A 13361-nucleotide genomic window follows, 5' to 3' on the forward strand; every position below is an offset into this window, starting at 1 on the left:
TTTTATTTTGCATTCAGCCAATATTATTCAATCATCTCAGTTTGTTACCTGTAACGAACATCAATTACACGTTCGTCGAATCCATACGGAAGACGAGTCAAAAAAGCGCACTCCTATTCTAATGTTGCATGGCTCCATAGAAAATGGACGAATTTTTTACACTAAGTCAGGTAAAGGGCTCGCGGGCTTTTTAGCGAAACAAGGGTTTGATGTATTTGTCGCAGATTATCGTGGCAGAGGTGAAAGCACACCTTCGGTAAAAGAAAAAAATGATCATGGATATCATTCAGTGACAACGGAAGATATTCCAACCTTAGTTGACTATGTTTACCAACAAACAAATCAAGCCTGTCACGTAATCTGCCACTCTTGGGGCGGTGTTATGTTTGCAAGTGCTTACGTTCGTTTTCCAGAATTGCAAAGCAAAGTTAAGTCGATGGTTAAGTTTGGCACTAAAAGACAAGTGTCCGTGATGAATATTGAACGTTTGCTAAAAGTTGACCTATTTTGGAAGTGGTTTGCACCTTGGTACACCAAAAAAGCCGGTTACTTAGACGCAAAAAAAATGAAAGTGGGGGCAGATTCTGAACCTCGCCAAGCATTATTAGAAAGCATTGAGTGGGTGAAAAAGAGCGTGTGGGTTGATCCCGTTGATGCGTTTGATTATGCAGAAAAGGCGAAAAGCACAGATTGGCCTCCTACTTGGCACTTAACGGGTGTAAGTGACTATTCATTAGGGCATCAAACTGACGTGAAGTTATTTATGGACGAATGTAGCAATGCAAAGGCAAAATTTAGTTTGTTATCAAAACAAAATGGCAATGCACTCGATTACGATCATATTGATATTCTTACTGCGCCTGAAGCGGTAAACGACCACTTTCCTGAGGTCTTAGCGTTCTTAAATGAACATGACTAATACCAAGCGACTAATTTCCTAACGCGAGCCAAATCGCAACCATCATCATCAGCGTACCGGAGACTTTATTGAGTCTCTGTACGTTTTGACTTTTTGTTAATACGCGGCCAATGGTTTTTCCGCCCGTGGCGTATAACATCATACAAACAAACTCAGAACACATAATAATAAGCACTAGTACCGTTAACTGAATTGGGAGCTCTAAGTCTGGATTGATAAATGGCGGCAACAATGAAATTTGAAATGCCCAGCCTTTCGGGTTTGCCAAAGCGGTAACTAAACCTTGATTAAATAAGCCCGCATTTGAATGAATAACCGTTTGTTGAGGGTTATCAGATATTGCCATTTTTCCTTTGCTGCGCCACATTTGAATAGCTATCCAAGCTAGATAACCTGCGCCAACCAGTTTTAGAACGGTAAATACCGATGGAAATTTAAGCATCAATGCCGCAACGCCTAAAACCGCAGCAACCGCCACTATAGCTACGCCAATAACTTCGCCTAACATCATCCATAACGTGCGCTTAACGCCAATTGTCATGCCAAGCGTCATTGCTAAGGTCATGCACATGCCTGGCGTAACACTGACGATAAAAAAGGTAGGAATAAAAACGGCGAGTAAGGTTAAGTCGACCACAAAAAAGCTCCGTGTGGGTTATTGTTTGGCTACAAATGAAAACGCTAGAGTAGTGAGTTCAAATCAAAATGGCAAATAAAAACCCCCTTGAGTATCAGGCTTCAAGGGGGTTCTAGGTTACAACCTAAGTTGTTCTATTTAGCGGTTAGGCTTTTTCAAAATGCTAATCTGATGATCTAGCGGCACCGCCATAAGCATCAACATTGCCACCCGTTATATTAGATGAGTCATCTGAAGTTGCAGACGTTGTTTTATACTTTCTTTTACGACGGAACATGCCTTTAAAGTCTTCTAAACCCATATACATACAAGGGACAAGAATTAGCGTAACCAAGGTCGCAAATAATACTGCAAAGCCTAATGCAACCGCCATTGGCACTACAATTCGTGCCTGTAAGCTAGTTTCAAACATGATTGGTAGTACACCAACAAACGTAGTGATAGAGGTAAGCGTAATTGCTCTAAATCTTACACAACCTGCATCTGTCACGGCTTGAATAACCGACTGACCTTGTTTGCGTACTTGGTTAACATAATCTGTCATGACCAAGCTGTCATTGATAACAACACCGGCTGCGGCAATCAGTCCAAAAGTAGACATCATGCTTAAGTCCATACCAAATAAGTAGTGACCCCAAACTGCACCAACAAAGCCGTATGGAATAACCGACATGATGATTAAAGGTTGTGCATAACTCTTAAGGGGCACGGCTAACAAAATGTAAATCATTAGAAGGCCTGCAACAAAGAACATGATTTGTTCGTTTTGCTGAGCTTGCTCTTCTTCAATTGAGCCACCTAGTTGCGTTTTAACGCCAGGGAAGTTTTCCGTTAGTTGTGGCAGTAAGTCATCCTTAATGCGCTTAACTACTTCGTTAGGTTGTACAACCACTTCGTCAATGGAGCCATAAATGTAAACACTACGGAATCCATTTTCGCGACGAATGTAACTGATACCAGGTTTTTCAGTTAGTGTAACAACATCACCTAACATTACTTCTTTACCAGAAGGTGTAGTAACAATTGCGTATTTCAATTCGCTAAACTGCTCTCGCGTCATTTGCGGGTAACGAACCATGACTCGAATTTCTTCGCCATCACGTAATACTCGTTGAGCTTCTCCACCAAAGAAACTCGCGCCAATTTGACCAGCGATAGATTGTAAAGATAATCCAAGATCGTAAGCCACTGGTTTCAAATCAAGTTGGATCTCTTTACTCGCCGGGTCAATTGTCGAGCTGATGTCGAATAAACCAGGTTCTTGAGACAACATTTTTATAAATTCACGGCCAGCAACGTTAAGTTGCTCTAAGCTTGGGCCATATAGCAAGTAACCAAAGTCACCACCACCTTGGCCGCCACCGCCACCGCCCAACAATTGGTCTTGAACCGTAATGGATTTTACACCAGGTATAGTAGGCATTGCTTCACGCCAACGTCGAGCCACTTCAAATGTGTCGTATGGACGTAACTCTTCATCAACAAGAGGAATAACTACACGGCCAGAGCTTCTATCTTGGTTAAACGCTAGAATATCACGGACCATTTTTTGACCAGTTTCTTGTTCAATTTCACGGTCAATACGTTGAACCATAGCTTCAATTTTTTGAATCGCATCAATAGTTTGCTGGTCAGAAACCGTTTGATTCATCTCAATTTGAATATCTGGGAAGTCGTGCGGCACTTTAGGCTGTGGCACAAAACGTACGTGGCTGCCTGCAATCATGGCAATACTGATTAAAAGCATACCAAAGAACGCGGCCATTACCGCCCAACGCCATTCAACACATTTGCTCAAAAAGCCTTTGTATTTAACGTTAACAAAGTTATTAAAACGTTTGTTAAAACGAGCTCTTAAGCTGTTTTCTTTTACTGGACTAAATTTTGTGTGCGCTAAATGGGCTGGCAAAATAAGCTTAGATTCTACCAAGCTGAAAATTAAGCAAAACACGACCACTGTTGCAATGTTATAAAAGAATGAACCTTGTGGCCCACTAGAGGCTAAGAATGGTGCGAATACCGCAATGGTAGTCAGTACGCCAAAGGTCGCTGGTGTTGCCACTTTTTTAGCACCACGAACCACGTTTTCTATGCCGCCGCCGTGTTTTTCAATTTCGGTATAGGAACTTTCGCCAATGACAATGGCATCGTCCACCACAATCCCTAGCACCATAATAAATGCGAAAAGTGATAATACGTTAATGCTAACGCCAAATACTGGCATCATCATCACCGCTCCTAAAAAGCAAACCGGTAAACCGATCATTACCCAGAAACGCTAATCTAAAGCGCAGGAATATGGTTAACATGAGTGCCACTAAAATCGAACCTTGGAATAGGTTTGATAACATCATGTTCAATCTGGCTTTAAGGTAATAAGTCATATCAACTAATACCTTTAATTCCATTCCCGCTGGCAACGTTGGGTTACGTTGTTCTAAATAGCTTTTAACTGAGTTAGAGACGGCAATAGAGTTTTGGTCTTTAGTGGCGTTAACTTGAATATAAACCGAGTTTTGGCCAGAAAATTTGTTATATCTGACACCTTCAGTGAATCCATCTTTTATAATCGCCACATCTTCTAAAAGTACTCTAGAGCCGTTGTTACCAATTTTAATTGGAATAAGTTTAAACTCATCACCGTTGTAGTACTGGTTTTCTATTCTAACGGCAATTAATCCAGCATCGGTGCGCAATTGACCAGCAGAGTAGTTAGCGGAATAACGGCTAATAGCCTGTGTGATATCCGCCAGCGTTAAATTGTATTTCCGTAATTGGTCGGGCTGAATTTCAATGGCAATTTCTTCAGCAGGTGCGTTAACCGTAACCAAGGACACGTTATTAAGCTGCAGTAGCTCGTCTTCAATTTGTTTGGCAACAGGCTTTAGCTCTTCAACGGTCATGTCACCAACTAGCGACATTTCTATTACTTGCTGATTAAACTCTATTTGCCGAACATTAACGGGCTCCATGGCCGCGGGGAAGGTAGCGATACTATCAACTCGCATTTTGACCTTGTCTAATACTTCGGCCAAATCTTTGTCTGGATCTATTTCTAAGGTAACTCTACCTGAGTTTCGAAATGCATTGGTGTACATCTCTTCAATCTCAGTCACGTCTTTTAATGATTCTTCAATTTTTATCAATATGCTTTCTTCAATTTCTTGAGGAGAAGCACCACGATAAGCCGCACTCACCTGAATATAGTTAATCTCAATATTCGGGAACATTTGGCGCTGAATAGTAAAGTAGCTAATTAAACCCATGACGATAATAAATATCATCATTAAATTAGCGGCCACTGAGTTATTCGCAAAAAACGCGATTAAACCCGTTTCTTTTTTTTGTTGAACGTCAGACATGAGAGTTATGCGTCCTTATTGCTTTGAGCAACCGATGTGGAGATCACATTAGCGTCGTCCGATGATTTATCATCACCTTCTTTAGTATCGCTTGCCAATTTAATTTTCATGCCATCTTGAGCATACTCAGGAATTGTCTCTACTATCTTATCGTCGCTGTTTAAGCCGCCACCAATTAAGAATAGTTTGCCTTCTTCTTTAACCACATCAACAACTTTTTGAGTAATGGTATTGTCGTCTCCTAATACCCAAACTTTGTTATTGGTTACTAGGTCTTGCGACAATTTAACTATGTTGTTTAAACCTTGGCCGTTAAAGCTAACTTCAACGTATGTGCCAAACATTAAACGTGGTAAGTCGTCTTTTAATCCGTAAGGGTCGTTAACTTCAACAACAATGTTACCCATGCGAGTTGCTTGGTCAACGATGCCCGTGTCTCTAACAATAGTGCCTGAACGTACACTCGAGAACTTTTCACGAGTAGACACTTCAGCTGGAAGGTTTAATAGAGTATTTGGAAGGAAGGTACGATCAAATCCTGCAATTGGGAATACGATTTCGGCTTTTTCAACGTTATATAACTCACCAACGTTAGTGCCCTTGTTAACAAATTGGCCGGTACCTAAATCACGTTTTACTATCAATGCATCGTAAGGGGCAACCACTTTACAGTTGTCTAAATCACGAGTGGCAAGCTTTACTGATGCTTCCGCTGATTTTACCGATGCTTCCGCGCTCATTACTTGCGGCTTACGAAGGTACAGGTCGCTAACTCTAGCGTCTGGCATTGATTTCGCTTCACGTTTTGCAACTTCAGCTCGGCCACGCTCTTCAATAAGTTGTGCTTGTGCTGTTTTTAATAACGACTCTGCTTGCAATAGAGCAACTTCATAGTTGTCCGATTCTATTTCAAACAACACTTCGCCACGTTTAACTAATCCACCTTGCACAAAATTAGGATGCCATTTAACAACTTCGCCAGAAACTTGAGCCGATATCATGGTTTTTTCTAATGGCGTTACCGCGCCATAACCCTTGACTCTCACTTGGTGAAATTCTGGGTTAACTTGCTTAACTGTAATAGTAGGACGGGTATCAACTTCTTTTTTTCTGGTGGCTTAGGGCCGTTACTTTGTACTAGAACAAATGCACCAATTCCTGCTAACAATAAAACTACAGGGGCTGCAACTTTTAACCATTTTTTGCTCATGACTCAATCCATTTAATTTATGTGTTGGTTGTTATCAATTAAAAACCATACTTATGTAGTATATTAAAACATTACAAAGGCAATGTTGCCGTTTCTAATTGTAATAAAATGTGTGAAAATTTCCTTGTCTGTCAAGGAAAGTTATGACAAATCTTAAACTTAATTGATGTAATAATAACCTGCAAAGTTCAATATTACCTATTACTAAAAACGAAACTTAATGTATAAACTCCGTCAATATCAATCAGAAGCGGTTGAATCAACAGTTACACACTTTAGAAATACAAATGACCCTGCAGTTATTGTGTTGCCAACGGGCGCAGGTAAAAGTTTAGTAATAGCCGAAATAGCACGAATTGCTCGTCGGAAAATATTGGTATTAACGCACGTAAAAGAGCTAGTTGAACAAAATCACCAAAAATTTCATGACTACGCTGAACAAGCTGGAATCAAAAGTGGTGTATTTTCTGCCGGCCTCAATAGAAAAGAAACCGAACACCAAGTCACTTTTGCCAGCGTACAGTCCGTCGCAAGAAATCTAGAGCAGTTTGCTCATGAATACTCACTTGTCGTGATTGATGAGTGTCATCGCGTCAGCCACTTTGAAGAGCAGTCAAAAACAAATGCAGAGTCAGCAAGTGAAAAGTCAGTTGATGAGAAACCAACTAGTGAAACGTTAGCTAATGAAACACCAGTTAAAGAAAAGTCAGGTAATCAATACAGTCAAATTGTGAGTCAATTGAAGTCATATAACCCCGAGCTTAAAATTCTAGGGTTAACCGCGACCCCTTTTCGTTTGGGACTTGGTTGGATTTATCAACATCATTACCACGGTTTTGTGAGATCTTCACAAGCAACGCCGTTTAAAAAATGCATTTACGAATTACCCTTGTCTTACATGATCAAAAATGGCTTTTTAACGCCACCTAAATTAATTGACGCCGCGGTTGAGCAATATGACTTTTCTGCATTGCAATCCAATAAGTTTGGCGAATTTGATGACGCAGAGGTGAATGAGTTATTAGGTAAATACCCTCGAGTTACAGAAGGGATTGTGGAGCAAATTCAAATGCTGGCAGCGGGTAATGAAAACGAATTAGAGCGTAAAGGCGTAATGATTTTTGCCGCCACAGTTAAACATGCCAAAGAAATTGTTGGATACCTTGAATCTAAAAACGAAACTGCTGGGCTAGCCAGTAGCAAAAGCAAAAAACAAATTAAAGAACAAACCGAAGAACAAATTCTCGATGATGTTTCAAAAGTTGCCTTGATCACTGCCAAAACAAAAAACGATGAACGAGCGCAATTGATCAGTGACTTTAAAGCCCAGAAAATAAAGTACTTAGTTAACGTATCGGTGTTAACAACGGGTTTTGATGCGCCACATGTAGACCTAATTGCGATTCTTAGGCCTACGCAGTCTGTGAGTTTATATCAGCAAATTGTAGGGCGAGGTTTGCGCTTAGCGGAAGGCAAACAAGACTGTTTAGTGATTGACTATGCTGGAAACGGAATAAACATTTTTCATCCTGAAGTGGGCGAGAAAAAACCGGACTCTAGAAGTGAGTTGGTTCAAGTTTTTTGTCCATCATGCGGTTTTGCCAATACATTTTGGGGCATAACAGACAACGACGGAAAAGTGCTTGAGCACTATGGCAGAGCTTGCCAAGGCATTCTTGAAATGCCAGAAGATGAAGTGCTAGATGACTCAATGTTGGAAGGATCAATGTCAGCAAACTTGCAAGACAATGAGGTTATGCCCTGTGACTACCGCTTCCGGTTTAAAGAATGTCCTACGTGTAATGCTCAAAATGATATTGCTGCGCGTGAATGCCACGATTGCAAAAATCAGCTTGTCGATCCCGATGAAAAGCTTAAAGAAGCGTTAAAACTCAGTAATCGAATGGTGATTAGATGTAGTGGCATGACGTTTTCGGAACATAATGGTGCGTTAAAAATCGTTTACTATGATGAAGATGGCACAGAGCTAAAAGAGTTTTTTGATTTGAGTTCCGAAAAGCAACGGACTGTTTTCAATTTACAGTTTGGTAGACGATTTAGGAACTCTAGTGAGCCGCGAAATTTTTTGTCGCTGAATGAGGTCTTAAAAGAGTCACAGGGATTTATTATCCCAGATTTTGTTATTGCCAAAAAAGACCCAAAACGAAAGTCAAAGACGCATATAGTTTGGCAAGTTCAAGAGAAAATCTTTGATTACAAAGGTAAATACCGAACCGCTAATGAACTCTAACTTCAATACCATTACCATTACCAATGGCAATATAAACTTCACTATCATTAAAGGGTGTTTAAAGAATGATTAAAGGGTTAGTAAATTGAATAGTTCGAACGTGAGGCTTTTTATTTCAGCGCTGGTGGCCTTTAGCTTTTATTTTACGTGGGCGTATTGGGCTAATTTAAGTGACGCCATACCAATGAGTACCACTATTCAAGCTGCCTTTGTACAAGGTTCGTATAGTGGCTTAATGACACTATTATTTACTTGGCTGCTAGAACATTCTGTATCTAAATTTCACGGTCACTGTTTTTCACTAGCGTTTATGATGCCAATACTTTGTAAATTTCATTCAACGTCAACGCAAAATCAAGCAATAAAAAAGCACTATCACACGGATTAAATGAATCAGCTCGATTTTTTGAAGGGCAAAAGCTTCCGGGGGCATTATTAGCACCTTTACTGCCGTTGTTAATTCAAAGTGGCTTAGTTACGCAGGTGAATGTCATAAACCAAACACCTAACCTTTGGCTAACCGTAGCACCCAGTATTATATTTTCTGGTATTTATGGATACAGTTATACCGCTGCTCTAATCCGAACTAAAAACTAAAAACTAAAAACTAAAAAGGCCCTAAATGAATTAGAGCCTTTATCTGTCGAAGCGAGAGAGTGACCTAGTGGTCAACACCTTTAGACTTCAAGTAGTCATCGTAGCTACCGCGGAAATCAATGATCTTGTTGCCTTTGATTTCTAGAATACGGTTTGCCAATGAAGAAACAAACTGACGGTCGTGAGAAACAAAGATTAACGTGCCTTCGTAGTTCTCAAGTGCCATGTTTAAAGACTCAATAGATTCCATATCCATGTGGTTAGTTGGTTCATCGAGTAATAAAACGTTAGGTGTTGCCATCATCATTTTACCAAACAACATACGACCCTGCTCACCACCAGATAAAACTGTTACCGACTTTTTAATATCGTCAGATGAGAACAACATACGACCTAAGAAGCTACGTATGCTTTGCTCATCGTCATTTGGACGACGCCATTGACTCATCCAGTCAAATAAATTCATGTCAGTTTCAAAGTCAGCCGCGTGATCCTGTGCGTAATAACCCATTTTCACGTTTCTCTGACCATTTAACAAAACCAGCGTCAGGCTCAAGATCGCCTTGTAATGTACGTAACAGCGTTGTTTTACCCGCGCCGTTTTCACCAATAATGGCAATGCGCTCACCAACATCAACCATAAGGTTAAAGTTTTCAAATAAAGGACCTTCATCAAAACCTTTTGATAAACCTTCAATTTCAACAGCTTGACGATAAAGTTTTTTCTCTTGCTCAAAACGAATAAATGGATTCACACGACTAGAAGCTTTTACTTCATCTAACTTGATCTTTTCCATTTGTTTTTGACGAGAGGTAGCTTGGCGCGCTTTTGAAGCGTTAGCAGAGAAACGTGCAACAAAGGATTTTAACTCATCAATTTGGGCTTTTTTCTTAGCGTTATCATTGATCATACGAGCACGAGCTTGTGTGGCCGCTAACATGTATTCGTCATAGTTACCTGGGTAAACGCGAAGCTCACCGTAGTCTAAGTCAGCCATGTGAGTACATACTGAGTTTAAGAAGTGACGGTCATGCGAAATGATGATCATGGTTGAGTTACGTTGGTTAAGAATGTCTTCTAACCAGCGAATTGTGTCGATGTCCAAGTTGTTGGTTGGTTCGTCGAGCAATAAAAAGTCTGGTTCTGAAAACAGCGCCTGAGCAAGTAAAACACGTAATTTAAAGCCAGGCGCAACTTCGCTCATTAATCCGTAATGCAACTCAGTACCAATGCCAACACCTAGCAGTAATTCGCCTGCAGATGATTCAGCTTCATAACCGCCCATTTCTGCAAATTCAGTTTCTAAGTCCGCTACTTTCATGCCGTCTTCTTCAGACATTTCAGGTAAAGAGTAAATACGGTCACGTTCTTGTTTAACGTCCCATAACTCTTGGTGGCCCATGATAACGGTGTCTAGCACTGAATATTCTTCAAAACCAAACTGATCCTGGCGAAGCTTACCTAAACGCTCACCTTCACCGTAACTTACATTACCACCTGAAGGCGCTAGTTCATCGCCAAGGATTTTCATAAACGTTGACTTACCACATCCATTTGCGCCAATTAAACCGTAGCGGTTACCGTTACCAAATTTAACCGAGATATTTTCGAACAATGGCTTCGCGCCAAATTGCATTGTGATGTTTGCAGTAGTAATCACGTTATTGAGTTCCTCTTGGATCGTGCTTAATTGGTGCTTAAAAAGCGCCGTAAAATAATTATTAATACATGGCTGTTACATTAGTATTAATTTAGGGGCGCGATTTAAACAAAATTTCGTCAATTTTTCCAGTCTAGCGTGCGAATAACCAAGATTTACGGGCTTATTTTATTTGTACGGTGAAGATAAATAATACTGGTGAACTTTTAAACAATTGATTAGTCTATTCAAAGTTAGTTATTCACATTGTAGCGTTAATTTATACACCTATAAGTTTGCTCCGCACATGTGTATAAACAGATTAACAATCTAAAACCACTTCAAATCTATTAGTTAAGCCAGCAAGGAAGACCATGAAAAACCCAGTTTCAAAAAAAGCGCTATTAGCCTTTTCACTATCAATCAGCGTGTTATTAGGTGGCTGTATGAGCATGCCTATTTCTACTATGTATAAAATGTCCCAATTTTCACTAGCCGACATGAAACCAGCAGCAATGCGAGTAGCCATAAGGACAAACGAAGCAATAGAAGTAAAAAATGGCGCCGCTAAAGTAAACATGAGTTATGTTTCTGAGGGCAGTGACACAATGGAAACCGGTCAACATTGATTATAAAATAAACGTGATTGCGCTACATGATATCAAAGCTGACTTTGCACCTATTTTATTAGATGGAATTGAGGACCGTGAACGGGTAACTATTTTAAAGTTGTCTAATGAGGACGCCAAAAATATGCAAGATCTGTTAGACCTTGCAAAAAATATAAAGCCAATGATGTAAAAGGCACAGGTTCTTTTGGAATATCTCTTGATAACAATTGTTTTGGTAATTTAGATAAATTTTCAGAGCTAGAAGTGGATTTGTTTTTACAAACAGATGAGTCTGAAGGCTTTATGATGTTTTTAGAAGACATTGATATTATAGAGCAGGCTGCAGACAACAATATAAACTTAAAACAAGTTAATAAATGCGAAGCTGAATAAAGTTAAACAATGACTCGCACTTTAGTTGGGGTAAACCGACCAGTGCGAGTTATTTATTGGTTGCCATCCTAATCTAAGTCAATGAGTGATTGATACGCTTTTGAGTACTCAAATTCTTTTACTAGATCCACAATCTGATCGTACTTACGGCAATTTTTTTCATTCAAAATAGAAATAAGCAAATTAATAAAGGGTTGAGTAATGAGTTCATGGTTATGCAATTTAGCTCTCAAAGAAACCAGCATTTCAGACAAATCTCCATCCACAGTTGCAGGCACTTCATTTTGCTTTTTTTGATTCAAGCTTAAAACCTGAATACAATCCGTAATACTCGAGCTTACACATTTATATAGAGGTTCAAACGACAGAGTTTCAATGTCTATTCTTTGGGTGATTTGCAAATCAAGTTCAGTGCTAATCTCGTTTAAACGTTGTAACCCAAGTGCGCCAGAGGATCCTTTTAACGTATGGATTAACGCATGAACCTCAGGGCCGTTATTGATTTTGATGGCTGTTTTTAATTCGTCGTTAAAAGACTCATATTGTTGAACAAACATTTCCAAAATTAGTAGATATGTCTCTGGCTGACCAAGTTCATTAATGCTTGCTAAACCAGGTTGAAGAACGTTTAAAAGATCTGGGTAAATAATAGGCGCGACATTATTGGCGCCAATATTAGAAGTTTGGTGTGTGTTCATGGGTAGAAACCTAAAAAGAAACCTATAATAGAAACTAATCTAATTGTAGCAGTATTTTTCTAAATCGCCGCGAACCAATCATTAGACATCGCGTTATTGCGACCACTTTGTTTAGCTTTGTAAAGCATGTCGTCTGCGCTCGCTATCAGCTCTACTATATTGTACGAGCCACTTAAAGTGTCGCTAATGCCAACGCTCATCGTGACTAAGTTAGACACTTCTGAGTACTCATGTGGAATTGCCTTATCGATTAAAGCGACACGTAGTTTATCGGCAAACAATAACGCACCGCTAGCCGGCGTATTATATAAAATGATGGAAAACTCTTCACCGCCCACTCTAAATGCAAAATCAGATGGACGTCGACACTCCGACTTTATTGCTGCCGCTACATCACGTAAACAGGTGTCCCCTTGAGGGTGGCCATAATTGTCGTTATATGCTTTAAAGAAGTCGATATCTAAGGTGAGCAATGAAACAGGTACGCCTTCTCGTTCTCCACGTTTTAACTCAAGCTGCAGTTGGTTATCAAATGCGCGTCGATTGCCAAGTTCTGTTAAGGCGTCTACATTTGCGTAATGAGAAAGAAGTTTTGTTTTACGAAGTTGTTGCAATTGAACGTTAATTCTAGCCGCTAATACATCGGCATTCACCGGCTTATAAATGTAGTCGTTGGCACCTATAGATAAACCTTTTGCCTCTTGTTCATTTGAGTGATGGCTGGTCATAAAGACAATACTTAAATTGTCGTTAAACTCATGGTTAGAACGAATTTCACGGCAAAGATCGATACCGTTGCCATCGGGTAGATTTATATCAAGAAGCACCAAATCAATATGTTGGTTGGCTAATACCTTACAGGTATCAGCGCTGTTTTTAGCAATAAAAAGCTCGTAATCAAAGTGCTGTAAATGACTAATAACCACCTGAATTTGATTTGGATCGTCATCAACAATAAGTATTTTTGCACTATTTTTATTTATCATTTTTATTTGCTTTGGGCTACGACTTTTAGTCAGAATACGGTTTGTTCAATTGTATTG

The 13361-nt window shown here is 39.8% G+C and carries 9 protein-coding genes and 2 pseudogenes; 5 read left to right on the forward strand and 6 right to left on the reverse strand.

The genetic code is table 11. The features are described from left to right. Positions 1-7: 7 nt before the first annotated feature. On the forward strand, positions 8-919 hold the full coding sequence (locus GNP35_RS14600) for an alpha/beta fold hydrolase (RefSeq protein WP_155696996.1): 912 nt from the start codon (positions 8-10) through the stop codon (positions 917-919). A 10-nt stretch (positions 920-929) separates the two neighbouring features. On the opposite strand, the gene GNP35_RS14605 is transcribed toward GNP35_RS14600, so the two are convergent. From GNP35_RS14605 to GNP35_RS14615, 3 genes and pseudogenes are all read right to left on the reverse strand, one after another. Then, positions 930-1556: a LysE family translocator gene (locus GNP35_RS14605; RefSeq protein ID WP_330997835.1), complete on the reverse strand. Its 627-nt coding sequence runs from the start codon at positions 1554-1556 to the stop codon at positions 930-932. A 163-nt stretch (positions 1557-1719) separates the two neighbouring features. Continuing rightward, a pseudogene (locus GNP35_RS14610) lies at positions 1720-4918 on the reverse strand (efflux RND transporter permease subunit). Positions 4919-4923: 5 nt separating this feature from the next. Further along, the gene (locus GNP35_RS14615; RefSeq protein WP_330997836.1) at positions 4924-5964 is read right to left on the reverse strand and encodes an efflux RND transporter periplasmic adaptor subunit; all 1041 of its coding nucleotides are present in this window, start codon (positions 5962-5964) and stop codon (positions 4924-4926) included. 384 nt (positions 5965-6348) lie between these two features. Here GNP35_RS14615 and GNP35_RS14620 point away from each other — a divergent pair, with 384 nt between their 5' ends. Further along, a complete protein-coding gene (locus GNP35_RS14620) occupies positions 6349-8379 on the forward strand; it encodes a DEAD/DEAH box helicase (protein WP_155696998.1) in 2031 nt (676 codons plus the stop codon). Between the two features lie 661 nt (positions 8380-9040). Here GNP35_RS14620 and GNP35_RS14625 read toward each other — a convergent pair. Continuing rightward, positions 9041-10637: pseudogene (locus tag GNP35_RS14625) on the reverse strand (ABC-F family ATPase). A gap of 353 nt (positions 10638-10990) precedes the next feature. On the opposite strand from GNP35_RS14625, the gene GNP35_RS14630 reads away from it, so the two are divergent. The 3 genes from GNP35_RS14630 to GNP35_RS16150 all read left to right on the forward strand — a co-directional run bounded on the left by GNP35_RS14630 (position 10991) and on the right by GNP35_RS16150 (position 11620). Continuing rightward, positions 10991-11245 carry a hypothetical protein gene (locus GNP35_RS14630; protein ID WP_155697000.1) on the forward strand — a complete coding sequence of 85 codons (255 nt, stop codon included), beginning with the start codon at positions 10991-10993 and terminating at the stop codon, positions 11243-11245. Positions 11246-11258: 13 nt separating this feature from the next. After that, positions 11259-11417: a hypothetical protein gene (locus GNP35_RS14635; protein WP_155697002.1), complete on the forward strand. Its 159-nt coding sequence runs from the start codon at positions 11259-11261 to the stop codon at positions 11415-11417. Between the two features lie 74 nt (positions 11418-11491). Next, on the forward strand, positions 11492-11620 hold the full coding sequence (locus tag GNP35_RS16150; RefSeq protein ID WP_269139953.1) for a hypothetical protein: 129 nt from the start codon (positions 11492-11494) through the stop codon (positions 11618-11620). Positions 11621-11688: 68 nt separating this feature from the next. Here GNP35_RS16150 and GNP35_RS14640 read toward each other — a convergent pair whose 3' ends face one another. Together GNP35_RS14640 and GNP35_RS14645 are read right to left on the reverse strand one after the other, a co-directional pair. Further along, entirely contained in the window at positions 11689-12318 is a 630-nt protein-coding gene (locus GNP35_RS14640) for an Hpt domain-containing protein (protein ID WP_155697004.1), read from the reverse strand. Positions 12319-12377: 59 nt separating this feature from the next. Then, positions 12378-13304 carry a GGDEF domain-containing response regulator gene (locus GNP35_RS14645; protein ID WP_155697005.1) on the reverse strand — a complete coding sequence of 309 codons (927 nt, stop codon included), beginning with the start codon at positions 13302-13304 and terminating at the stop codon, positions 12378-12380. Positions 13305-13361: the final 57 nt, after the last annotated feature.

The sequence above is a fragment of the Psychrosphaera haliotis genome, from assembly GCF_009728465.1.
GTDB classification, from domain to species: Bacteria; Pseudomonadota; Gammaproteobacteria; order Enterobacterales; family Alteromonadaceae; genus Psychrosphaera; species Psychrosphaera haliotis.